Genomic DNA, 22,970 nt, shown 5'->3' on the forward strand with positions numbered 1-22,970 from the left:
CTGTGGCACGAGCCCCCTCTCCCCTCCCTCTCCCCGCTGGGGCGAGGGGGTAAGACAGACAGCGCTGGCCGCAAGGCCGCCGCCCGTTGTCTTTTCTCGCTTCCCCTTCAGCCCGTCGCTTCCACCGCGTGGAAGCACAGGAACATATCCGCCGCCGAGTCGGCGACCTGCCGCTGCTGCGCCGCGTCCAGCGGCGGCTGCCCCATGGTGATCTGCGGCCAGAACGCGAAGCCCTTGACCAGCGCCTGCAGCTGCGCCGCCGCGAAAGCCGGATCCCCCGCCTTGATCCGCCCGTCGGCCATCGCCGCGCGGATCCACACGGTCAACCCTTCCTCGCGCCCACCCAGCCGGCAGAGCATGTCCCGCGCCCGCTGCGGCGCATGGATCGCCTCCGCGATCAACACCCGCGCCAGATCCAGGAACTGCGAATCGCCGCTCATCGCGAGCTTCTGCTCGATCAGCGTCAGCAACTGCGGACGCAGCGGCTGATCGGCGCGATACGACAGCTTCACCTGCGCCTCGGTCGCCGCCCACAGCCGCTCCAGGATGGCCTCGAACAGCGCGTCCTTGCCGCTGAAGTGGTTGTAGACGGTGCGCTTGGAGACCTGCGCCCGGCCGGCGATGCGGTCCATGTTCGCGACCTCGAAGCCGTGCTGCCGGAATTCCTCGATCGCCGCATCCACGATGGCCTGCCGCTTGCGGTCGGTGAGGCGAAGCCGCTCCGCGTCCGTGGGCATCACCGCGTCGTCGACCGAGGCGCAGGCCCCGGGCGTGCCAGAAACGGCGATGGAAGAGGGCGTCGCGGCGTCGGAAGTCATGGCGGTGAATCTTACACCGGGGAGTTTACTTTTCAGCCTCTGGTGTCTACACTGCGTTGAAACTACACCGTGTAGTGCAAGTTTTCAAATGACGCTTCCCCGCCGATCCGTCGCCCGCGCGCTGCTGAGCCTGTCGCTGACCGCGCTGACCGGCGTGGTGTCCGTCCTGCTAGTTGGAGCCCTTGCCATGACCGCCTCCCGAGCCTTGTCCTCCCCCGCCTCCATCCCCTCGAAGGGGGCGTCTGCCCCCACCGCCGAGGGCGCCCAGCCGGCGCTCGAGCAATCGCCCCAATGGTCGGAAGGCCGCTTTCACAACCCGGCCGTCGAGCCTTCGCAGGGCTTCTGGAAGATGGTGGGGCTCATGTGGGACTTCATGTTCCACAAGCCCGCCGGCACCGTGCCGGACCGGCCCATCGAGGTCCAGGCGCTGACACGTGGCCAACTGCTTGCCGCGCCGGACCGCACGCTGTTCCGCCTGGGCCATTCCACCGTGCTGCTCAAGCTGCGCGGCCGCTTCTGGCTGACGGATCCGGTGTTCTCGGAGCGTGCCTCGCCGTTCTCGTTCATGGGTCCGAAGCGCTTCCACGCGCCGCCGATCGCGCTGGACGAGCTGCCGGAGATCGAGGCCGTGATCCTGTCGCACGACCATTACGACCACCTGGACCACGACACCGTGCTGGCGCTGACGCCGAAGGTGCGCCACTTCGTGACGCCGCTGGGCGTGGGCCAGCGGCTGATCGACTGGGGCGTGCCGGCGGCCAAGGTGCAGCAGTTCGACTGGTGGCAGGGCACGACGATCGCCGGCCTGCAGCTGACGGCGACGCCGGCGCAGCACTTCTCCGGCCGCGGCCTGAGCGACCGCAACTCGACGCTGTGGGCGTCGTGGGTGCTGATCGACGACGGCCTGCGCGTCTTCTTCAGCGGCGACACCGGCTACTTCGACGGCTTCAAGGCGATCGGCGAGCGCTTCGGCCCCTTCGACCTGACGCTGATGGAGACCGGCGCCTACGACCCGCGCTGGCCGTACGTGCACATGCAGCCGGAGCAGACCATGCAGGCGCACGTCGACCTGAAGGGGCAGCGGCTGCTGCCCATCCACAACGGCACCTTCGACCTGGCGATGCACCGCTGGCAGGACCCGTTCGAGCGCATCACCGCGCTGGCCCGGCTGCGCAACGTGGAGCTGGTGACGCCGGTGATCGGCGCGCCGCTGGCGATCGAGCAGCCCGGCCCGACGCCGCAGTGGTGGCAGGAGGCGGGCGGCGCGTCCGACGCTGCGGCGGCCCCGGCCTCGACGCCCTCAGCTGCCATGCCCTGACCGCCGCGGCGACGCCGCCCCCGATCGACCAAAGCCCGGCCTGGCCGGGCTTTTTGCATTCCTCCCACCTTTCCACCACTTGGGGGCCGGCTTTGACCCGTCGGCGGGGAGCCCGCCCCACTCCAGTGCGGCGGATCGATGCGGCGAGCGCCGCGCGGCGGTCCCGGTTTCAGGGGGGTACGGCTGGCGATCCGAGTTGATCCATCACTTGCACTGCATTTGTTAAGTCCTTCATTTTGAACATCTTTTTTTCGAACAACTGACTTGAGAATGGAAGCTAAGTAGTTGATTTGATTGGGAAAAATCTCGAATTTCCTTGACCGGCCGCCTCGCCGCCATTAAAGTGGGAGAAAGTGCAATTCGGTGGGGCAAAGTGGCGAATGTCGTGTTTCAGGGGGCGAGTGCCTTGGCGTTGGACGCCAAGGGGCGCTTGACCGTCCCCGCGCGGCACCGCGAAGTCCTGCAGGCGCTGTGCGGCGGCCAGCTCACGCTGACCAAGCACCCGGAAGGCTGCCTGATGGTCTTCCCCCGTCCCGCCTGGGAGCAGTTCCGCGACAAGGTCGCCGCGCTGCCCATGTCAGCCTCTGGCTGGAAGCGCGTCTTCCTCGGCAATGCGCAGGACGTCGAGATCGATTCCGCCGCCCGCGTGCTGATCGCGCCGGAGCTGCGCGCCTCGGCCGGCCTGCAGAAGGACACGATGCTGCTCGGCATGGGCAGCCATTTCGAGCTCTGGGACGCCCAGGCCTACGCCGCCCACGAGGCCGCCATCATGCAGTCCGAGATGCCCGCGGCGCTCCAGGACTTCAGCTTCTGAGCGCCATGAGCACCGAGCAGTCCCCCAACCCCTTCACCCACACCACCGTGCTGCTGCACGAGACGGTCGACGGCGCGTTCACCACGCCCGACGGCATCTACGTCGACGGCACCTTCGGGCGTGGCGGCCATTCGCGCCTGCTGCTGTCCCGGCTGGGGGAGAAGGGACGGTTGATCGCGATCGACCGCGACCCCGAGGCGGTCGCGGCCGCGACCTCCGGACCAACGCGGGTCGACGACCCGCGTTTCCACATTTGCCACAGCGCGTTCGCCGACATGGCCGCGCAGCTCGACGCGCTGGGCATCGCCCAGGTCGACGGCATCCTGCTGGACCTGGGCGTCTCCAGCCCGCAGATCGACAACCCGGAGCGCGGCTTCAGCTTCCGCTTCGACGGCCCCCTGGACATGCGCATGGACACGACGCGGGGCGAAAGCGCCGCCGACTTCATCGCCCGCGCCGAGGTGTCCCAACTCGCACAGGTGATCCGCGACTATGGCGAAGAACGGTTTGCTCTCCCGATTGCAAAGGCGCTTGTGGCTCGCCGGGAAGGCGGGCGTCCTGTACGAACAACCGCCGAGCTTTCCCAAGTCGTGGCTGGTGCGGTCAAAACCCGCGAGCCGGGCAAGGACCCTTCAACGCGCACATTTCAGGCTCTACGGATATTCGTCAACGCCGAGCTTGAAGAGCTCCAGCAGGGGCTGAACGCCGCGCTGGCGCGGCTCAAGCCGGGCGGCCGGCTGGCGGTGATCAGCTTCCATTCGCTGGAGGACCGCATCGTCAAGAACTTCATCGCCGCGCACAGCAAGGAAGTCTTCGACCGCCGCGCCCCGTTCGCCGAGCCGCGGCCCACGGCGCTGCGCGCCATCGCGCGCGTCAAGCCCAGCGACGCCGAGGTCGACGCCAACCCGCGCGCGCGCTCCGCGATCCTGCGCGTGGCCGAGCGCACCGACGCGCCGCCGCCCGCGCCGGCCGCCGAATCCACCGGCAAGCAGAAGAAGGGAGGCCGCCGATGATCGGCCGCCTCAACCTGCTGCTGATCGTCGCGGTGATGGTGTCCGGCATCTACATGGTGCGCAGCGCCTACGAGTCGCGCCGCCTGTTCACCGAGCTGGACCGCGCGCAGACCGAGGGCCGCCGGCTCGAGGCCGACTACCAGAAGCTGATGGCCGACCGCCAGGCGCAGGCGACCAACCTGCGCGTCGAGCAGGTCGCCCGCGAGCGCCTGAAGATGCGCCCGATCACGCCGGCCATCACCTTCAACCCCGACGCGCCCGCGGTCGAGGCCAGCGCCGTGCGCGGCCGTCCGCAACCGGGGACCGCCCGATGATCGGCAAGCTCCGCAAGGGATCGCGCAACGCGCCGACGCGCGGCGTCAGCTATTCCAGCAGCCCGCTGCTGGCGTCGAAGACGCCGCCGTGGCGCTCGCGCTTCCTCGTCGCGCTGGTGGGCCTGGCCTTCACCGGCCTGCTGGCGCGCGCCGCCTACATCCAGCTGATCGGCGAGGACTTCTTCCAGCGCCAGGGCGAGGCCCGCTACGCCCACAAGATGGAGCTGCCCGCGAGCCGCGGCAAGATCAGCGACCGCACCGGCCAGGTGCTGGCCGCCAGCGTCGCGGTGCCGTCGATCTGGGCCTTCCCGAAGGAGGTCGACGCCGACCCCGACAAGCGCCGCCAGCTCGCCAAGCTGCTGGACATGTCCGCGGCCGAGCTCGACAAGCGCCTGGACCCGGCCAACCGCTTCGTCTTCCTGCGCCGCCAGGCCGATGACGAGACCGCCCGCAAGATCAAGGAACTCGGCCTGAAGGGCGTGTTCCAGGACCGCGAGTACAAGCGCCAGTACCCCGAGGGCGAGGCCGCCGCGCACATCGTCGGCTTCACCAACATCGAGGAGCAGGGCCAGGAGGGCATCGAGCTCGCGTTCCAGAAGGACCTGCAGGGCCGCGACGGTTCGCGCGCGGTGGTGCGCGACCGGCTCGGCCGCGTCGTCGAGGACATGGGCGAGCGCATTCCCGCCGCCAACGGCAAGGACATCGAGCTGTCCATCGACGCCAAGGTCCAGTTCTTCGCCTACCAGCGCGTGCGCGACGCGGTGGCCGAGAACAACGCCAAGGCCGGCTCGGTGGTGGTGCTGGACGCCCACACCGGCGAGGTGCTGGCGCTGGCCAACTACCCCAGCTACGACCCGGGCCACCGCCAGAACCTGTCCGGCGAGCAGTTGCGCAACCGCGCGCTGACCGACGTCTTCGAGCCCGGCTCGACGATGAAGCCCTTCACGACGGCGCTGGCGCTGGAGACCGGCCGCGTGCGTCCCGACACGCTGCTGAGCACCGGCCCGCGCAGCGTCGTCATCGCCGGCTGGTCGCCGACGGACGCCCATCCGCACGGCGACCTGACCGTGCAGCAGGTGATCCAGAAGTCCAGCAACATCGGCGCGGCGCGGATGGCGCTGATGATGCAGCCGCGCGAGATGCACGAGATGTTCACCGCGATCGGCCTGGGGCAGCGCCCGCAGATCGACTTCCCCGGCGCGGTGACCGGCAAGCTGCGCCCGTGGAAGAGCTGGCGCCCGATCGAGCAGGCCACGATGAGCTACGGCTACGGGCTGTCGGCCTCGCTGCTGCAGCTGGCGCGCGCGTACACGGTGTTCGCGCGCGACGGCGACATCATCCCCATCACCATGACCCGGCGCCCGGCCGACCAGCCGGTGGCCGGCATCAAGGTCTTCAGCCCCAAGGTCGCCGCGGAGGTCCGCGCGATGCTGCAGATGGCCGCCGGCCCGGGCGGCACCGCGCCGCAGGCGATGGTCCCGGGCTACAGCGTCGGCGGCAAGTCCGGCACCGCGCACAAGCAGGAAGGCAAGGGCTATGCGAGCCACAAATACCGTTCCTGGTTCGTGGGCATCGCGCCGATCTCCAGGCCGCGCATCATCGTGGCGGTGATGGTCGACGAGCCGAAGAACGGCCAGTACTTCGGCGGCGCCGTCGCGGGACCGGTCTTCAGCCAGGTCGTGGCGCAGACGCTGCGCCTGATCGGCGAGCCGCCCGATCTGGAGGTCAAGCCGCAGATCGTGGCGCAGCAGAAGCTGCAGGCCGTGGACGAGAGTTTCTGAGCGGGCACGAACCATGTTGATGCACCTGAAATCCCCCGAGGCCGCCGCCCGCTGGCTGCTGGAATGGACCCCGAGCGGCCAGTTGCGCACGGACAGCCGCGCCGTCGGCGCCGGCGATGCCTTCATCGCCTGGCCCGGCTACGCGAAGGATGCGCGCCAGTTCGTCGCCGGCGCGCTGTCGGCCGGCGCGGCGACCGCGCTGGTCGAGCACGCCGGCGCGGCCGAGTACGGCTTCACCGACGCGCGCATCGCCTCGCTGCCCGACCTGAAGGCCAACTGCGGCCGCATCGCCTCGGCCTTCTATGGCGAGCCCAGCCAGCGGCTGAGCGTGCTGGCGGTGACCGGCACCAACGGCAAGACCTCCAGCGCCTGGTGGATCGCGCAGGCGCTGACGCTGCTGGGCGCGCGCTGCGGCGTGATCGGCACGCTGGGTGTCGGCCAGCCGCCGGTGCCGGGCGCGACCACCAGCGCCTCCATCGAGGCCACCGGCCTGACGACGCCGGATCCGGTCCGCCTGCAGGAAGCGTTCAAGCGCATGGCCGATGACGGCTTCGGCGCCTGCGCGATCGAGGCCTCGTCGATCGGCATCGAGGAACACCGGCTGGCCGGCACGTCCATCCAGGTCGCGCTGCTGACCAACTTCACGCAGGACCACCTCGACTACCACGGCGGCATGGACGCCTACTGGGCCGCCAAGCGCAAGCTGTTCGACTGGGACGGGCTGAAGGCGGCGGTGCTGAACATCGACGATCCCAAGGGCGCGGCACTCGCCGCCGAATTGACGGCCGGCGGCAGGCTCGATGTCTGGACCTGCGGCCTGAACCGCGCCGACGCGCGCCTGACCGCGCAGGATCTGCGCCACGACGCGCATGGCCTCGCGTTCACGCTGCGCGAAGGAGCGGCGACGGTCGCGGTGCAGACCGGCCTGATCGGCGACTACAACGTCTCCAACCTGCTCGGCGTGATCGCCGGGCTGCGGGCGCTGGGCCATGGGCTCGAGGACATCGCGCGCGTCGCCGCGCTGGTGACCCCGGTGCCGGGCCGCATGCAGCGCGTGGGCAACGGCCGCGAGCTGCCACAGCTGGTCGTCGACTACGCCCACACGCCGGATGCGCTCGAGAAGGCGCTGGGCGCGCTGCGGCCGCTGGCCGCGGCGCGCGGCGGCGAGTTGCGCGTCGTCTTCGGCTGCGGCGGTGACCGCGATCCGGGCAAGCGCCCGCTGATGGGCGCGATCGCCGCGAAGCTCGCGGCGCACGTCGTGCTGACCAGCGACAACCCGCGCACCGAGGACCCGGCGAAGATCCTCGCCGACATCGAGGCCGGCCTGCCGGCCGGTGCCCCGCGCGAGGTCATCGCCGACCGCGCCGCGGCGATCGCGCACGCCGTCGATCAGGCGGGCGCGCGCGACGTCGTGCTGGTCGCGGGCAAGGGCCACGAGGACTATCAGGAGATCCACGGCGAACGCCGCGCGTTCTCCGATGTGCAGGCGGCGCGTGCCGCGCTGATCGAAAGGGCGGGCCTGTGAGCGACGCCACGCCCCTCACCGGCGCCTGGGCGGCGCCCGGCGCGCCGCTGCTGACGCTGGGCCGCGCGCATGCGCTGCTGCAGCCGCTGCTGCCGGCCGTGACGCTGGCCGGCGATCCGGCGACGCCGCTGCTGCGCGTGCACACCGACACGCGCTCGCTGCGCGCGGGCGACCTGTTCGTCGCGCTGCGCGGCGAGCGCTTCGATGCCAACGACTTCCTGGCCCAGGCCCGGACCGCGGGCGCGGCCGCCGCCATCGCCGAGCGCGGCCTGGCCGAGGCCGGCCTGCCCGGCCTGCTGGTGCCGGACGCGAAGGCGGCGCTGGGCCTGCTGTCGCAGGCCTGGCGCGAGCAGCACCACCTGCCGGTGATCGCCGTCACCGGCAGCAACGGCAAGACCACGGTGACGCAGATGATCGCGTCCATCCTGCGCGCCTGGCTGGGCGAGGCGGCGATGCTTGCGACCGAGGGCAACTTCAACAACGACATCGGCGTGCCGCTGACGCTGCTGCGCCTGCGCCAGGACGAGGCCGTCTGGCACCGCGCGGCGGTGGTCGAGCTCGGCATGAACCACCCGGGCGAGATCGCCCCGCTGGCCGCGATGACGCAGCCGACGGTGGCGCTGGTCAACAACGCGCAGCGCGAGCACCAGGAATTCATGCACACCGTCGAGGCGGTGGCGCGCGAGAACGGCGCCGTGATCGGCGCGCTGGGCATGGCGGGTGTCGCGGTGTTCCCGGCCGAGGATCCCTGCGCGCCGGTCTGGCAGGAACAGGCCGCCGGCCGCGCGACGCTGAGCTTCGCGCTGCAGGGCCAGGCCGACGTGATGGCGCGCGCGCAATGGGTCGCGCCGACCGACGCGAGCGCGGCGCAGGGCGCCGCCGGCCACTGGGCGATCGAGGTGCTGACCCCGGCCGGCGTGATCCCGGTGGCGCTGGCGATGGCCGGCCAGCACAACGTGCGCAACGCGCTGGCCGCCGCGGCCTGCACGCTGGCCGCGGGCGCGCCGCTGGCGGCGATCCGCGAGGGCCTGCAGGCCTTCAAGGCGGTCAAGGGCCGCTCGGCGCTGCAGACGGCGGTCTGGCAGGGCCGCCGCGTCACGCTGATCGACGACAGCTACAACGCCAACCCCGACAGCGTGCGCGCCGCCATCGACGTGCTGGCCGAGCTGCCCGGCGCGTCCTGGCTGGTGCTGGGCGACATGGGCGAGGTCGGCGAGCAGGGTCCGGAATTCCATCGCGAGGTCGGCGCCCACGCGGCCGCCCAGGGCCTGGCCGCGCTGTGGACCGCCGGCGCCGCGGCCCGCGACGCCGCGGCCGCCTACGGCGCGGGCGCCCGCGCGTTCGACAGCGTCGGCGAGCTGATCGCCGCGCTGAAGGACGCGCCGCAAGTACAGAACATCCTCGTGAAGGGCTCGCGCTTCATGAAGATGGAACAGATCGTGGCCGCCTTGCAGTCCGGCGGCCCAGGAGACCCCCATGCTGCTTAGTCTGGCCCAGTGGCTGCAGACCTATTTCCCTGAACTGGGGTTCCTGCGCGTCTTCCAGTACATCACCTTCCGCGCGGTGATGGCGGCGCTGACCGCGCTGCTGATCGGCCTGGCCTTCGGCCCGTGGGTGATCGCGCGCCTGACCGAACTCAAGATCGGCCAGCCGATCCGCGAGTACGGCGTGCAGCAGCACCTGGCCAAGAGCGGCACGCCGACGATGGGCGGCGTGCTGGTGCTGATCGGCATCGGTGTGTCGACGCTGCTGTGGTTCGACTGGTCCAACCGCTTCGTCTGGGTGGTGATGCTGGTGACCATGGGCTTCGGCCTGATCGGCTGGGTCGACGACTACCGCAAGGTCGTCAACAAGGATCCCGAGGGCATGCGCTCGCGCGAGAAGTTCCTGTGGCAGTCCACCATCGGCCTGATCGCGGCGATCTACCTGGCCTTCAGCGTCTCGGAGACCAGCTTCCTCGGTGTCGTGCAGCTGTTCTTCCGCTGGGTCACCAGCGGCTTCTCGACCGAGCTGCCGCCCAAGGCCGACCTGATGCTGCCGTTCTTCAAGTCGATCAGCTATCCGCTGGGCGTGTTCGGCTTCATCGGGCTGTCCTACCTCGTGATCGTGGGCACCAGCAACGCGGTGAACTTCACCGACGGCCTGGACGGCCTGGCGATCATGCCGGTGGTGATGGTGGGCTCGGCGCTGGGCGTCTTCGCCTACGTGACCGGCTCGTCGGTCTACAGCCGCTACCTGCTGTTCCCCTACATCCCCGGCGCCGGCGAGCTGCTGATCTTCTGCGCCGCGCTGGCCGGCGCGGGCCTGGCCTTCCTGTGGTTCAACGCGCATCCGGCGCAGGTCTTCATGGGCGACGTCGGCGCGCTGGCGCTGGGCGGCGGCCTGGGCACGCTGGCCGTGATCACGCGCCAGGAGATCGTGCTGGGCATCATGGGCGGCGTCTTCGTCGCCGAGGTGCTGTCGGTGATGCTGCAGGTGACCTGGTTCAAGTACACGAAGAAGAAGTACGGCGAGGGCCGGCGCATCTTCAAGATGGCGCCGCTGCACCACCACTTCGAGAAGTCGGGCTGGAAGGAGACGCAGGTCGTCATCCGGTTCTGGATCATCACGATGCTGCTGTGCCTGGTCGGCCTGGCCAGCCTGAAGCTGCGTTGAACGGGACGGCACGACGATGACCCCGATCCAGTTCCCCGCGCTCTACCAGGACCGGCACGCCCTCGTGCTGGGGCTGGGGGATTCCGGGCTCGCGATGGCGGCCTGGGCCGCGCGCCTGGGCGCGCGCGTGACCGTGTGGGACAGCCGCGAGCAGCCGCCGCAGCTCGCCGCGCTGCGCGAGCGCCTGCCCGAGGCGGCGTTCGCGCATGGCGAGTTCACGCCGGAGCTGCTGGCTTCGATCGATCACAGCTGGGTGCTGCTGAAGAGCCCCGGCCTGTCGCCGCTGGATGCGCGGCTCAAGCCGCTGCTGGCGCGCGCCGAGGAGATCGGCCTGCGCGTGCGCGGCGAGCTGGAGCTGTTCGCGCAGGCGCTGGCCGAGCTCAAGACGCTGTACCGCTACGAGCCGGGCGTGCTCGCGATCACCGGCACCAACGGCAAGACCACGACCACCAGCATGACCGCGCTGCTGGTCGAGCGCGCCGGCCGCCGCGTGGCGATGGCCGGCAACATCGGCCCGACGCTGCTGGGCACCTTGAGCGACGCGCTCGACAAGGAGCCGATGCCGCAGCCGAAGGAGGCCGAGATCGAGGCCGTCGTCGACCTGGCGGTCGAGGCGGTGACGTCGAACGAGACCTCGCAAGCGCCGGAAGTGCCGAATGCCCAGGCGCTGCTGGCGCCGGTGGACGCGTCCGCCGAAGCGTCCGCCGAAGCATCCGCGCAGGCGCCGGCCGAGGCATCGGAGGAAGGGCCGATCGAAGCGCCGGCCGAGGCACCCGCCGAGGGATCCGCCGAGATGCCGGCCGCGCAGGCGCCGGCTGACGAGCGCAGCGCGCTGGAGACCGTGGCCGAGCTGCTCGACGAGCAGCCGCTGCCGATCAAGCCGCCGCCGCCGAGGCCAGCCGAGTTCGAGGCGCTGCCCCAGGTCTGGGTGCTGGAGCTGTCGAGCTTCCAGCTGGACGGCGTGAAGGGCTTCGAGCCCAGCGCCGGCGCGGTGCTGAACATCACGCAGGACCACCTGGACTGGCACGGCGACATGCCGGCCTACGCGCGCGCCAAGGGCCGCATCTTCGGCGAGCACGGCGTGCTGGTGATCAATCGCGACGATCCCGAGGTCGAGGCGCTGGTGCCCGCGCCGGTCACGGTGAAGCAGGGCCGCGGCCGCCCGGCCAAGCTGGTCGAGCGCGAGGTGATCCGTTTCGGCCTGGATGCGCCGCGCCGTCCGGGCGACTTCGGCCTGCTGGTCGAGAACGGCATGGCGTGGCTGGTGCGCGCCCGCGAGCAGGAAGAAGAACTCAAGGGCCTGAAGCGCCGCAAGGACGACGAGGACGAACTGCTGGTCCAGCGCCTGATGCCGGCCGACGCGCTGCGCGTGCGCGGCCGTCACAACGCGGCGAACGCGCTGGCGGCGCTGGCGCTGGCGTCGTCGATCGGCTGCCCGCTGGCGCCGATGCTGCACGGCCTGCGCGAGTACCGCGGCGAGCCGCACCGCGTCGAGTTCGTCACCTCGATCAAGGGCGTCGATGTCTACGATGACTCCAAGGGCACCAACGTCGGCGCGACCGTCGCGGCGGTGTCGGGCCTGGGCGCCGACCGCGCGCCGGCCAAGCTGGTGATGATCCTGGGCGGCGATGGCAAGGGGCAGGACTTCTCCCCGCTCGCCACGCCGATCGCGCTGCATGCGCGCGCCGTCGCGCTGATCGGGCGCGACGCGCCGCAGATCGAGGCCGCGCTGAAGGACTGCGGCGTCGTGATGCATCGCCACGACTCGCTCGAGGCGGCGACGCACTGGGCGCTCGCGCAGGCGCAGTCCGGCGACAGCGTGCTGCTCAGCCCCGCCTGCGCCAGCCTGGACATGTTCCGCAACTACGCCCATCGCGCCGAGGTGTTCATCGCCGCCGTGCGCGAACTGGCCGAAGACGAAGGGCTGATCGGATGAGCGCCGCATCGGTCATGGGCGGACTCGGCGAGCGCGCCCGCGCGCTGCTCTCGCGTGGCGCCGCGTCGCCGGCGGGCGGCGGCGTGGACGTGCCGGTGCGCGACTGGGTCTCGACCTCGGCCGGCCAGCCCACGCGGCTGCTGGGCTTCGACCTGACGCTGATCTGGGTGGTGCTGGCGCTGCTGTCGCTGGGCCTGCTGATGGTCTATTCGGCCTCGATCGCGCTGCCGGACAACCCCAAGTTCGCGAAGTACGCGCCGATGCATTTCTTCGCGCGCCAGAGCCTGTTCATCGGCATCGGCTTGCTGGCCGGCTGGATCACGGTGATGGTGCCGGTGAGCTTCTGGGAGCGGCATGCGCCCAAGCTCTTCGTCATCGCGCTGGCGCTGCTGATGGTGGTGCTGATCCCGCACGTGGGCAAGGGCGTCAACGGCGCGCGCCGCTGGCTGCCGCTGGGCGTCATGAACTTCCAGCCGTCGGAGCTGGCCAAGCTGGCCATCGCGATGTATGCGGCCAACTACATGGTCCGCAAGATGGAGGTCAAGGAGAACTTCGTGCGCGCCGTCTGGCCGATGGCCGCCGCGCTGGCCTTCACCGGCATGCTGCTGCTGGCCGAGCCGGACATGGGCGCCTTCATGGTCATCGCGGCGATCGCGATGGGCATCCTGTTCCTGGGCGGCGTCAACGGCCGCATGTTCTTCCTCAGCGTGGCGGTGCTGATCGGCGCCTTCGTGCTGATGATCACCTTCAGCGATTTCCGCCGCGAGCGGATCTTCGCCTACCTCAATCCGTGGGACGAGAAGTACGCCCAGGGCAAGGCCTACCAGCTGACGCACTCGCTGATCGCCTTCGGCCGCGGCGAGTTCTTCGGCCAGGGCCTGGGCTCCAGCCTGGAGAAGCTGCATTACCTGCCCGAGGCCCACACCGACTTCCTGCTCGCCGTCATCGGCGAGGAACTGGGCTTCATCGGCGTGGCGGTGGTGATCTTCGCGTTCTTCTGGCTGTCGCGCCGGCTGTTCCACATCGGCCGCCAGGCCGTCGCGCTGGACCGCGTCTTCGCGGGCCTGTACGCGCAGGGCATCGGCATCTGGATGGGCGGCCAGGCCTTCATCAACATGGGCGTGAACCTGGGCGCGCTGCCGACCAAGGGCCTGACGCTGCCGCTGATGAGCTATGGCGGCTCGGCCACCGTCCTCAACTGCGTGGCGCTGGCGATCTGCCTGCGGATCGACATCGAGAACAGACAACTGATGCGGGGAGGGCGGGCATGAGCGCAGCGCAGGGCCGCCCCAAGCAAGCTCGCGTCCCCTCGGGGGACCGGACGCGGCTGGCCGCGTACGAGGGGTCCACATGAGCACGCGTCACCTCGTCGTCATGGCCGCCGGAACGGGCGGTCACGTGATCCCCGGACTGGCCGTGGCCGCCGAGATGCAGCGCCGCGGCTGGACCGTGTCCTGGCTCGGCACCGAGGCCGGCATGGAGAACAAGCTGGTGCCGCCATCGGGCCTGCCGATGGACCGGCTGTCCTTCGCCGGCCTGCGCGGCAAGGGCCTGAAGCATTCGCTGCTGGGGGTGGTGCGCCTGTTCAAGGCCTTCGCGCAGAGCGCCAACATCTTCGCCGCCCGCAAGGCCGACGCGGTGCTGGGCATGGGCGGCTACGTCTGCTTCCCCGGCGGCCTGATGGCCTGGGTGATGCGCAAGCCGCTGATGCTGGTCAACGCCGACGCGGCGCTGCTGCTGTCCAACAAGGCGCTGGCGCCGGTGGCCAGGAAGATCGCCTTCGGTTTCGACGGCCTGGCCGCGGTGCAGCAGCGAAGAAGCGTGGTCACCGGCAATCCGGTGCGCGTGGAGATCGAGGACCTGCCCGCGCCCGAGCTGCGCTTCGACGGGCGCAATGGCCCGCTGAAGGTGCTGGTGGTCGGCGGCTCGCTGGGCGCGCGCGCGATCAACGACGTGCTGCCGCAGACACTGGCGCTGTGGGACGCGCATCAGCGTCCGCTGGTCACGCACCAGACCGGCGAGGCCAACTTCCCGCTGGTGCAGGCCGCCTATGCCAAGGCCGGCGTCGAGGCCGAGGTCGTGCCCTTCATCACCGACATGGCCACCCGCCTGGCCGAGGCCGACGTGGTGATCTGCCGCGCCGGCGCGGTGACCGTGTCCGAGCTCTGCGCCGCCGGCGCCGCCAGCATCCTGGTGCCGCTGGTCGTCAGCACCACCTCGCACCAGCGCGACAACGCGCAGTACATGGCGCAGCACGGCGCCGGCACGCACCTGCCGCAGGGCGAGCTGAGCGCGCAGTCGCTGTTCGACCTGCTGCAGCAGCCGCGCGAGCACTGGCTGGCGATGGCGTCGAAGGCGCGCTCGCTGGCGCGTCCGCGCGCGGCCTCGCGCGTGGCCGATGAACTCGAGGCGCTGGTCGCCGCCCGGGACGCGAAGTCCGGCGGCACCGGCACGGGAGCGCGCGCATGAAGCACGCCCTGCAGCGCATCCACTTCACCGGCATCGGCGGCGCCGGCATGAGCGGCATCGCCGAGCTGCTGGCCGCCCAGGGCTATCGCGTCAGCGGCTCCGACCAGGGCGAGGGCGACACCACGCGCCGGCTGCGCGCGCTCGGCGTCGACGTGAGGATCGGCCACGCGGCCGAGCATGTGGGCGACGCGCAGGTGCTGGTCAAGTCCAGCGCCATCAAGGCCGACAACCCCGAGCTGATGGCCGCGCACCAGCACGGCATTCCGGTGCTGCTGCGCGCGCAGATGCTGGCCGAGCTGATGCGCCCGCGCCTGGGCATCGCGGTGGCCGGCACGCATGGCAAGACGACCACGACCTCGCTGCTGACGACGGTGATGCTGGAAGCGGGACTGGCGCCGAGCTACGCGATCGGCGGGCAGCTGCTGTCGTCGGGCGCGAACGCGGCGCTCGGCGCCGGGCCGCACATGGTGGTCGAGGCCGATGAATCGGACGCCTCCTTCCTGCACCTGCTGCCGCAGCTGGCGATCGTCACCAACATCGACGCCGACCACATGGACACCTACGGGCACGACATGGCCCGTCTGCGTCAGGCCTTCGTCGACTTCCTGCATCGCATGCCGTTCTGGGGCGCCGCCGTGCTGTGCGGCGACGACGCCGGCGTGCGCAGCATCGTGCCGATGCTGTCGCGGCCGGTGATCCTCTACGGGCTGGACGACGGCAACGCGGTGCGCGCCACCGGCGTGTCGGCCGAGACCGGCGGCGGCATGCGCTTCACCGCGCTGCGCCGCGACCGCCAGGGCCGCGAGCTGCCGGCGCTGCCGGTGCTGCTGCGCCTGAACGGCGGCCACAACGTGCTGAACGCGCTGTCCGTCATCGCGATGGCGATGGAGCTGGGCATCGACGACGCGGCGCTGCTGCGCGCGCTGGCCGGATTCGGCGGCGTGGGCCGCCGCTTCCAGTCCTATGGCGAGCTGCCGGTCGCCGCCTCCGCCTCCACCTCCGCCGAGGCAGCCGAAGCCGGCGCGGGCACGATGCTGCTGATCGACGACTACGGCCATCACCCGGTCGAGATGCAGGCGGTGCTGACGGCCGCGCGCGGCGCCTATCCGGGCCGCCGGCTGGTGCTGGCCTTCCAGCCGCACCGCTACACGCGCACCCGCGACTGCTTCGACGATTTCGCCGATGTCCTCGCGCAGGCCGACGGCGTGCTCCTGACCGAGATCTATGCCGCCAGCGAATCGCCGCTGCCCGGCATCAGCGGCGAGAGCCTGGCGCGGGCGGTGACGGCGCGCGGCACCGCGGCCGGCTTCGTCGGCGACTGGCAGCAACTTCCGCAGGCAATCGCCCACCAGGCGCGCGCCGGCGACGTGGTGATCGTGATGGGGGCCGGCTCGATCGCCGCCGTCCCCGCGCGCACCGTGGCACTCATGACGCAAGCGAAGGGAGTCCGGACATGAGCACGGACCTCAACACCCCATCCCCGCTCTTCGAGCATCTGGGCATCGGCCACATCGACGCGCGCGCGCTCGGCAAGGTCGCGGTGCTGTTCGGCGGCGACTCCGCCGAGCGCGAGGTTTCGCTGATGTCGGGCAGCGGCGTGCTGGACGCGCTGCGGGCGGAGGGCGTCGACGCCCATGCCTTCGACCCCGGCCAGCGCAACCTGCTCGAGCTCAAGGCCGAGGGCTTCCAGCGTGCCTTCATCGCGCTGCACGGCCGCCATGGCGAGGACGGCACGGTGCAGGGCGCGCTCGAGCTGATGGGCATTCCCTACACCGGTTCCGGCGTGATGGCCTCGGCCATCGCGATGGACAAGATCACGACCAAGCGCGTATGGCTGGCCGATCAGCTGTCGACGCCGCGCTGGGTCAGCCTCAAGCGTGACGAGCTGGTGCGCGAGCGCGTGCGCACGGTCCCGGACGAGCTGGGCCTGCCGGTCTTCGTCAAGCCGCCGCACGAGGGCTCCTCGATCGGCGCGAGCAAGGTGATGGGCTATTCGGACATGCAGGCCGCCGTCGAGCTGGCCGCGAAGTACGACGCCGAAGTGCTGTGCGAGGAATTCGTCGACGGTGCCGAGTTGACCTGCCCGGTGCTGGGCGAGGGCGCCAGCGCGATCGCGCTGCCGGTCATCGAGATCCGCGCCGAGGGCGGCAACTACGACTACCAGAACAAGTACTTCACCGACACCACGCAGTATCTCGTCGGCCAACTGCCCCCCGAGGAGCAGACGCGGGTGCAGGACCTGGTGCTGGCCGCCTACCGCTCGCTGGGCGCGCGCGGCTGGGGCCGCGTCGACGTGATGCGCCGCAAGAGCGACGGCCGGCTGTTCCTGCTGGAGATCAACACCTCGCCGGGCATGACCTCCCATTCGCTGGTGCCGAAGGCGGCCGCCGCCGTCGGCATCTCCTATCCCAAGCTGTGCCTGTACCTGCTGTCGCAGGCGCGGCTGGACAGCCAGGCCTGACCGGCCGCTGACGAGACCCCCCGAGCCACCGCCATGGGCGCCACCTTCACCCACACCGCCGCCCCGCTGCCGCCGGACATCCGCGTGATGAACGGCGTCGCGGGACTGCTGCTGGCCGCGTTCGCGCTGGCCGCGGCGGCGGTGGGGCTGCACTGGCTGGCGCGGCAGCCGGCGTTCTCGATCCGCTCGATCACGGTCGAGGGCGACGTCAGCCGCAACAGCAGCGCGTCGCTGCGCGCCAATGCGCTGCCGCGGCTGTCGGGCAACTTCCTGACGATGAACCTGCTGCAGGCGCGCGCCGCCTTCGAGGCCGTGCCCTGGGTGCGGCACGCCGCGGTGCGCCGCGTCTGGCCGCTGCACCTGGTGGTCACGCTCGAGGAGCACCGCCCCGCCGCCTATTGGGAAACCAAGGCCGAGAACGCCGACGCCGATTCGGACGCGGTCGTCGATACCCGGCTGGTCAACAGTTTCGGCGAGGTCTTCGAGGCGAATCTGGGCGATGTCGAGGACGAGGACCTGCCCACCCTGGCCGGGCCGGCGAAATCGTCCGGGGCGATGCTGTCGATGTGGCGGCAACTCGATCCGATGACCCACCTGAAACTGGACGAGGGCGTCTCCCGGCTGGATTTGTCGGGGCGCGGGTCCTGGAAGGCCACGCTGGAAAAGGGAGCGGTCGTTGAACTCGGCCGGGGCAGCGAGGCCGAGGTCGTCGCCCGATATGGGCAATTCATCGCCAGCGTGCCCCAGATCACCGCCCGGTACCGCAGCTCGCTGGTATCGGCCGACCTGCGGCACGAGGCCGGATATGCGGTCCGCCTGGCGGGCGTGACGACGGTTACCACCGCGCCCAAGGGCGCCAAGAAGAATTGAGGACTGGCATGGCCAAGGAATACAAGGATTTGGTCGTCGGGCTGGACATCGGCACCGCCAAGATCATGGCGGTGGTCGCGGAGGTCATGGGGGACGGCCAATTGCGCATTGCCGGCCTGGGCGTGGCGCCCAGTCACGGGCTCAAGCGCGGCGTCGTGGTCAATATCGATGCCACCGTCCAGTCCATCCAGCAGGCCTTGAAAGAGGCCGAAATGATGGCCGACTGCCGCATTTCGCGGGTTTACACCGGGATTACCGGCAGCCATATCCGCGGTCAGAACTCGACCGGCATGGTCATCGTGCGGGACAAGGAAGTCACGCCGGTGGATGTCGCGCGGGTGGTGGAAACCGCCAAGGCGATCAATATCCCGAATGACCAGCGCCTGCTGCTGGTGGAACCTCAGGAATTCGTCATCGACGGCCATGAGGTCAAGGAACCGATCGGCATGAGCGGCGGCCGCCTGGAGGTCAAGGTCCATATCGTGACCGGGGCCCAGAGCGCGGCGGAGAACATCGTCAAGTGCGTGCGCCGCTGTGGCCTGGAGGTCGAGCAGCTGGTGCTCAATCCCAGCGCCTCCAGCCTGGCGGCGCTCACCTCGGACGAGCGCGACCTGGGCGTGGCGCTGGTCGATATCGGCGCCGGCACCACCGACGTGGCGATTTTCACCGGCGGCTCGATCCGCCATACGGCGGTGATTCCCATCGCCGGCGACCTGATTACCAGCGATATCGCGATGGCGCTGCGCACCCCGACCAAGGATGCGGAGGAAATCAAGGTCGAGCATGGCGTGGCCAAGCAATTGCTGGCCGATCCGGCCGACCAGGTCGAAGTGCCGGGTTTGGGCGATCGCGCGCCGCGGATGCTGTCCAAACAGGCGCTGGCGGGGGTCATCGAACCGCGGGTCGAGGAGATTTTCTCGCTCGTCCACCAGGTCATCCGGGAATCCGGCTACGAGGAACTGCTGTCCTCGGGAATCGTCCTGTCGGGCGGGTCGTCGGTCATGCCGGGGATGGTTGAACTGGCCGAGGACATTTTCCTGAAACCGGTGCGCCGCGGGAATCCGACCTACAACGGCGCGCTGTTCGACATGGTCGCCAATCCCCGCTCGGCGACCGTCATGGGATTGTTGGAAGAGGCGCGGCTGTCGCGCACGCGGGGATTCAAGGCGGCGCAGCAGGCAGGGTCCGTGAAGACCTTGTTCGGCCGCGCCAAGGACTGGTTCCTGGGGAATTTCTAAGAAGCTGGAACTCACCGGCTCAGCTTTTCTTTACGACGTTCGAGGGTTTTGCCCCCTAAAAAAGGGCCGATCCCACTTCTATTTTGCTGATGGCAACTGCACAATATGGACAGGAGGTTTGATATGGCGATCGAGATGATCGAAGAGTTTGATCAGGGCACCCAGATCAAGGTGATCGGCGTGGGCGGCGGCGGCGGAAACGCGGTCGAGCACATGATCAGCCAAGGTGTCCAGGGCGTGGAATTCATCGTGGCCAACACGGATGCCCAAGCCCTGAATCGCTCCAAGGCCGATCAACTCCTGCAACTGGGCCATACCGGCCTGGGCGCCGGCGCGAAACCCGAGGTCGGCAAGACCGCGGCCGAGGAAGCGGAAGCCCGCATCCGCGAATCCATCACCGGCGCGCACATGCTGTTCATCACCGCCGGCATGGGCGGCGGCACCGGCACCGGCGCGGCGCCGGTGATCGCGCGCGTGGCCAAGGAGATGGGCATCCTGACCGTCGGCGTGGTCACCAAGCCGTTCGAGTTCGAAGGCAACCGCCGCGGCAAGGCCGCGGACCTGGGGCTGCAGGAGCTCGAGGCCAATGTCGACTCGCTGATCGTGGTGCTGAACGACAAGCTGCTGGAAGTGCTGGGTGACGACGTCACGCAGGACCAGGCCTTCGCGCACGCCAACGACGTACTGAAGAACGCGGTCGGCGGCATCTCCGACATCATCCACATGCCGGGTCTGGTCAACGTCGACTTCGAAGACGTCAAGACCGTGATGAGCGAGCCGGGCAAGGCGATGATGGGCACGGCCGTCGCGGCCGGTCCGGACCGCGCGAGCAAGGCCGCCGAAGGCGCCGTGGCCTGCCCGCTGCTGGAAGGCATCGATCTGTCCGGCGCGCGCGGCGTGCTGGTGCTGATCGCGGCGAGCCGCAACAACTTCAAGCTGGCCGAGAGCCGCAACGCGATGACCGCGATCAAGCGCTACGCCGCTGAAGACGCGCACATCATCTACGGCACCGCCTACGACGAATCGTTGGGCGACCAGCTGCGCGTCACGGTGATCGCGACCGGCCTGAGCCAGCGCGCCTCGGCGCGCCAGCAGCCGCAGCTGGTCGTGCAGCAGCCGCAGCTGCGCACCGGCACCGACAACATGCCGGTGCTGACGCAGCCGGTGGTGATGCCGGGCTCGGCCGCCGCGCAGGGCTCGCCCGCCGCCGCGCCGATGAGCGCGTCCGACTTCGGCGGCATGAGCGTGCCCAGCGTCTGGCGCCATGGCCGCACGGCGGCCGCCAAGGTCGAGGCGCTGTCGTCCAACGGCATGGACGAGATCGAGATCCCGGCCTTCCTGCGCAAGCAGGCGGACTGAGACCGACCGCTCACTCGAACGCCATCAGCTTCAAGGCCATGCCCCCGTGCGGGGGGCATGGCCTTTTTTCGTTGGCGCGGCTTGGAGCGCCCCCATCCGAGGGGGGCTGATGTTGCAAATGAACGCTCGTGCGGGCCGGTGAAGTTCGGCACACTGGCGCCCCATCACAAGACAGAGCGGATGCATGGTCCAGCGTGAGGTCGGGATGTCGGCGTCGAGTCGGCCGGTCGCGGGCGCGCGGCGGGCGGGGGACGGGTGCGCCCCGCCGCCGCGGCGGGCGCCGAGGCCGCTGATGTTCCTGATGCGGGCCGTGCTGGCGCTGCTCCTGGCACTGCTCCCGGCGCTGGGGCTGCTGCCGCTGGCCGCGGCCCAGACGACGCAGGCCTCCACCCAGGCCGCCACCCAGGCCGCCACCCAGGCGGCGCCGCACGCGCAGGTCTCGCGCACGTCGCCGCTCGGTCCGGCGCGGCCGGTGCCTGACAGCGGCCCTGGGGGTGGCGCGCAGCGCGCGACCGAGGCGGAGGTCGCGACCAGTGACTGGACGCAGGATCAACTGAAGGCCTGGTGGCGCGCGCTGCGCGTGATGGACGGCCGCGATGGCGCGCTGCCGCAGGCGCTGCTGCCGCCGCTGGAGGACGCCGCGTGGCACCGCGTGACCTTGCCGGAGGTGCAGCAGCGCGAGGCGACCGGCTCCCCGGGCGACGCGCGCTTCCAGATGCGCTGGTACCGCGTGCGCTACGCCGCGCCCAGCGGCCGCTGGCCGACCAGCGTCGCGCTCTACATGCCGCGGCTGGTGGCGCTGGCGGCGGCGGTGCTGGTGAAGACCGACGACGGCTGGCGGCCGGTCTTCGACAACCAGTCCGGCGCGCGCGAGCAATGGGTGCGGCCGCTGTGGGTGGTGCTGCCCTCGGCGCTGACCGAGATCCAGCAGGCGCGCGAGATCGAGGTCGTCATCGCGGTGCCGGTGATGCAGGCGGGCTACTACTCGGTGTCCAGCGTCTGGCTGGGCGCGCGCGAGGACCTCGAGCCGCGCCACGACCGCCGCTGGGTGCTGCAGATCGGCGTGCCGCAGGCGACCGGGCTGACGCTGGTGACGCTGGGGCTGTTCGCGCTCGTGCTGTGGCTGAAGCGGCGCGAGGACCCGGCCTACCTGCTGTTCTCGCTGGCGACGGTGGCCTGGCTGGTGCGCAACCTGCATTACCACCTGGACCTGCCGCGCACGCGCGACGCGCTGGAGTGGTTCTGGTGGGTCACGCATGCGTCGATGGCGTGGGTGATGCTGCTGACCTTCCTCTTCGCGCTGCGTTTCGCGAGACAGCGCTTCGCACGCTTCGAGCGCGGCATGGCGCTGTTCGTGCTGGTGTCCAGCCTGGCATCGATGCCGATGTGGGGGCGCGGCTTCGACGCGCTGGTGCTGCTGCACATCTGCAACGCGGTGGTGGGGCTGGCGGGGACGGCCTTCGTGGCGAGCATCGCGTGGCGGCAGGGCACGCGCGAGCTGCGCGTGATGGCGGCGGCGCTGGTGATCGGCGTGGTGCTGGGCGTGCACGACCTGGGGCTGCTGGCGGGCTGGTGGTGGCCGGAGCATGTCTACCTGATGCCGTTCGCGACGCTGGTGATCCTGGCGAGCTTCCTGTATGCGGTGCAGTACCGCTACATCGAGGCGCTGCGCGGCGTCGAGCGTGCCAACGAGGAGCTGGCGCAGCGGCTGGACGAGCAGAGCGTGGAGCTGCGCGCGCAGCACGACAAGCTGCGCGAGGTCGAGCGCCAGCAGGCGCTGCTGCTGGAGCGGCAGCGGATCATGCAGGACATGCACGATGGGCTGGGTTCGTCGCTACTGTCGGCGATGGTGGCGGTGGAGCAGGGCTCGATGCCGCAGGAGCAGGTGGTGGACGTGCTGCGCGAGTGCGTCGACGACCTGCGGCTGGTGATCGATTCGCTGGAGCCGGTCGGCCATGACCTGGTGTCGCTGCTGGCGACGATGCGCTACCGGCTTGGCAAGCGGCTGCAGCTGGGCGGGCTCAAGCTGGAGTGGGACGTGCACGACCTGCCGCCGCTGGACTGGCTGGAGCCGCCGGACGCGCTGCATGTGCTGCGGCTGATGCAGGAGGCGCTGACCAATGCCTTGAAGCATGCGCGGGCGACGCGGGTGCGGGTGGTCACGCGCGATCTGGGCCGGCGTGTGGAGATCCGCGTCGAGGACGATGGCGAGGGTTTCGATGTCGGGGCGATCTCGCAGGGGCGCGGGCTGCGCGGGCTGCAGCGGCGGGCGAAGGTGCTGGGGGGGCTGCTGCGGGTGGACAGCAGTCCGGGGCATGGCACGGTGGTGACGCTGCGGCTGCCGGTGGCGCGGGCGGACCGGGAGGCCGTGCTGCAGCAGGGTTGAGCCCGTTTTGGGA

18 protein-coding genes are annotated in these 22,970 nt (G+C 70.4%); 17 read left to right on the forward strand and 1 reads right to left on the reverse strand.

The window, feature by feature from the left end; genetic code table 11:
• Window positions 1-107 precede the first annotated feature (107 nt).
• Window positions 108-737 (reverse strand): TetR/AcrR family transcriptional regulator, encoded by a 630-nt coding sequence (locus ACEN96_RS07530; RefSeq protein WP_495588571.1) that lies wholly within the window; start codon window positions 735-737, stop codon window positions 108-110.
• A gap of 286 nt (window positions 738-1,023) precedes the next feature.
• On the opposite strand from ACEN96_RS07530, the gene ACEN96_RS07535 reads away from it, so the two are divergent.
• The 17 genes from ACEN96_RS07535 (at window position 1,024) to ACEN96_RS07615 (ending at window position 22,957) form a co-directional block, all read left to right on the forward strand.
• On the forward strand, window positions 1,024-2,136 hold the full coding sequence (locus ACEN96_RS07535) for an MBL fold metallo-hydrolase (protein ID WP_495588572.1): 1,113 nt from the start codon (window positions 1,024-1,026) through the stop codon (window positions 2,134-2,136).
• A gap of 385 nt (window positions 2,137-2,521) precedes the next feature.
• Window positions 2,522-2,950, forward strand: coding sequence for a division/cell wall cluster transcriptional repressor MraZ (gene mraZ / locus ACEN96_RS07540; protein ID WP_495588573.1), 429 nt, complete (start codon window positions 2,522-2,524; stop codon window positions 2,948-2,950).
• Between the two features lie 5 nt (window positions 2,951-2,955).
• On the forward strand, window positions 2,956-3,963 hold the full coding sequence (gene rsmH, locus ACEN96_RS07545; protein ID WP_495587416.1) for a 16S rRNA (cytosine(1402)-N(4))-methyltransferase RsmH: 1,008 nt from the start codon (window positions 2,956-2,958) through the stop codon (window positions 3,961-3,963).
• Entirely contained in the window at window positions 3,960-4,277 is a 318-nt protein-coding gene (gene ftsL / locus ACEN96_RS07550; RefSeq protein ID WP_495587417.1) for a cell division protein FtsL, read from the forward strand. The genes rsmH and ftsL overlap by 4 nt, the downstream gene beginning before the upstream one ends.
• Window positions 4,274-6,058: a peptidoglycan D,D-transpeptidase FtsI family protein gene (locus ACEN96_RS07555; RefSeq protein ID WP_495587418.1), complete on the forward strand. Its 1,785-nt coding sequence runs from the start codon at window positions 4,274-4,276 to the stop codon at window positions 6,056-6,058. The genes ftsL and ACEN96_RS07555 overlap by 4 nt, the downstream gene beginning before the upstream one ends.
• 13 nt (window positions 6,059-6,071) lie before the next feature.
• Complete coding sequence (locus ACEN96_RS07560; protein WP_495587419.1) at window positions 6,072-7,583, forward strand: UDP-N-acetylmuramoyl-L-alanyl-D-glutamate--2,6-diaminopimelate ligase; 1,512 nt, start codon at window positions 6,072-6,074, stop codon at window positions 7,581-7,583.
• Window positions 7,580-9,070, forward strand: a complete 1,491-nt coding sequence (locus ACEN96_RS07565) for a UDP-N-acetylmuramoyl-tripeptide--D-alanyl-D-alanine ligase (RefSeq protein ID WP_495587420.1) — start codon at window positions 7,580-7,582, stop codon at window positions 9,068-9,070. Before ACEN96_RS07560 ends, ACEN96_RS07565 begins: the two co-directional genes overlap by 4 nt.
• Window positions 9,060-10,238, forward strand: a complete 1,179-nt coding sequence (gene mraY, locus ACEN96_RS07570; protein ID WP_495587421.1) for a phospho-N-acetylmuramoyl-pentapeptide-transferase — start codon at window positions 9,060-9,062, stop codon at window positions 10,236-10,238. Before ACEN96_RS07565 ends, mraY begins: the two co-directional genes overlap by 11 nt.
• Before the next feature lie 16 nt (window positions 10,239-10,254).
• The gene (gene murD, locus ACEN96_RS07575; protein ID WP_495587422.1) at window positions 10,255-12,174 is read left to right on the forward strand and encodes a UDP-N-acetylmuramoyl-L-alanine--D-glutamate ligase; all 1,920 of its coding nucleotides are present in this window, start codon (window positions 10,255-10,257) and stop codon (window positions 12,172-12,174) included.
• A complete protein-coding gene (ftsW, locus tag ACEN96_RS07580; RefSeq protein WP_495587423.1) occupies window positions 12,171-13,445 on the forward strand; it encodes a putative lipid II flippase FtsW in 1,275 nt (424 codons plus the stop codon). The genes murD and ftsW overlap by 4 nt, the downstream gene beginning before the upstream one ends.
• Before the next feature lie 79 nt (window positions 13,446-13,524).
• Window positions 13,525-14,643 (forward strand): undecaprenyldiphospho-muramoylpentapeptide beta-N-acetylglucosaminyltransferase, encoded by a 1,119-nt coding sequence (gene murG / locus ACEN96_RS07585; RefSeq protein ID WP_495587424.1) that lies wholly within the window; start codon window positions 13,525-13,527, stop codon window positions 14,641-14,643.
• Window positions 14,640-16,100: a UDP-N-acetylmuramate--L-alanine ligase gene (gene murC / locus ACEN96_RS07590; RefSeq protein WP_495587425.1), complete on the forward strand. Its 1,461-nt coding sequence runs from the start codon at window positions 14,640-14,642 to the stop codon at window positions 16,098-16,100. The genes murG and murC overlap by 4 nt, the downstream gene beginning before the upstream one ends.
• On the forward strand, window positions 16,097-17,104 hold the full coding sequence (locus tag ACEN96_RS07595; RefSeq protein ID WP_495587426.1) for a D-alanine--D-alanine ligase: 1,008 nt from the start codon (window positions 16,097-16,099) through the stop codon (window positions 17,102-17,104). The genes murC and ACEN96_RS07595 overlap by 4 nt, the downstream gene beginning before the upstream one ends.
• A 33-nt stretch (window positions 17,105-17,137) precedes the next feature.
• The gene (locus ACEN96_RS07600; RefSeq protein ID WP_495587427.1) at window positions 17,138-17,974 is read left to right on the forward strand and encodes a cell division protein FtsQ/DivIB; all 837 of its coding nucleotides are present in this window, start codon (window positions 17,138-17,140) and stop codon (window positions 17,972-17,974) included.
• Between the two features lie 8 nt (window positions 17,975-17,982).
• A complete protein-coding gene (ftsA, locus tag ACEN96_RS07605) occupies window positions 17,983-19,212 on the forward strand; it encodes a cell division protein FtsA (RefSeq protein WP_067276931.1) in 1,230 nt (409 codons plus the stop codon).
• A 123-nt stretch (window positions 19,213-19,335) separates the two neighbouring features.
• Window positions 19,336-20,571, forward strand: coding sequence for a cell division protein FtsZ (gene ftsZ, locus ACEN96_RS07610; protein WP_495587428.1), 1,236 nt, complete (start codon window positions 19,336-19,338; stop codon window positions 20,569-20,571).
• Between the two features lie 292 nt (window positions 20,572-20,863).
• Window positions 20,864-22,957: a sensor histidine kinase gene (locus tag ACEN96_RS07615; RefSeq protein ID WP_495587429.1), complete on the forward strand. Its 2,094-nt coding sequence runs from the start codon at window positions 20,864-20,866 to the stop codon at window positions 22,955-22,957.
• Window positions 22,958-22,970: the final 13 nt, after the last annotated feature.

The organism is Roseateles sp. Mitsp63, assembly GCF_059491535.1.

What these genes read in the sequence shown, in the direction of transcription:
- ACEN96_RS07560 (WP_495587419.1), top strand. Translation starts at nt 6,072, where the DNA reads ATGTTGATGCACCTGAAATCCCCCGAGGCCGCCGCCCGCTGGCTGCTG.
- murC (WP_495587425.1), top strand. Translation starts at nt 14,640, where the DNA reads ATGAAGCACGCCCTGCAGCGCATCCACTTCACCGGCATCGGCGGCGCC.
- ACEN96_RS07555 (WP_495587418.1), top strand. Translation starts at nt 4,274, where the DNA reads ATGATCGGCAAGCTCCGCAAGGGATCGCGCAACGCGCCGACGCGCGGC.
- murD (WP_495587422.1), top strand. Translation starts at nt 10,255, where the DNA reads ATGACCCCGATCCAGTTCCCCGCGCTCTACCAGGACCGGCACGCCCTC.
- ACEN96_RS07600 (WP_495587427.1), top strand. Translation starts at nt 17,138, where the DNA reads ATGGGCGCCACCTTCACCCACACCGCCGCCCCGCTGCCGCCGGACATC.
- murG (WP_495587424.1), top strand. Translation starts at nt 13,525, where the DNA reads ATGAGCACGCGTCACCTCGTCGTCATGGCCGCCGGAACGGGCGGTCAC.
- ACEN96_RS07530 (WP_495588571.1), bottom strand. Translation starts at nt 737, where the DNA reads ATGCCCACGGACGCGGAGCGGCTTCGCCTCACCGACCGCAAGCGGCAG.
- ftsZ (WP_495587428.1), top strand. Translation starts at nt 19,336, where the DNA reads ATGGCGATCGAGATGATCGAAGAGTTTGATCAGGGCACCCAGATCAAG.
- ACEN96_RS07615 (WP_495587429.1), top strand. Translation starts at nt 20,864, where the DNA reads ATGTTCCTGATGCGGGCCGTGCTGGCGCTGCTCCTGGCACTGCTCCCG.
- rsmH (WP_495587416.1), top strand. Translation starts at nt 2,956, where the DNA reads ATGAGCACCGAGCAGTCCCCCAACCCCTTCACCCACACCACCGTGCTG.
- mraY (WP_495587421.1), top strand. Translation starts at nt 9,060, where the DNA reads ATGCTGCTTAGTCTGGCCCAGTGGCTGCAGACCTATTTCCCTGAACTG.
- ftsL (WP_495587417.1), top strand. Translation starts at nt 3,960, where the DNA reads ATGATCGGCCGCCTCAACCTGCTGCTGATCGTCGCGGTGATGGTGTCC.
- ftsW (WP_495587423.1), top strand. Translation starts at nt 12,171, where the DNA reads ATGAGCGCCGCATCGGTCATGGGCGGACTCGGCGAGCGCGCCCGCGCG.
- ACEN96_RS07595 (WP_495587426.1), top strand. Translation starts at nt 16,097, where the DNA reads ATGAGCACGGACCTCAACACCCCATCCCCGCTCTTCGAGCATCTGGGC.
- ftsA (WP_067276931.1), top strand. Translation starts at nt 17,983, where the DNA reads ATGGCCAAGGAATACAAGGATTTGGTCGTCGGGCTGGACATCGGCACC.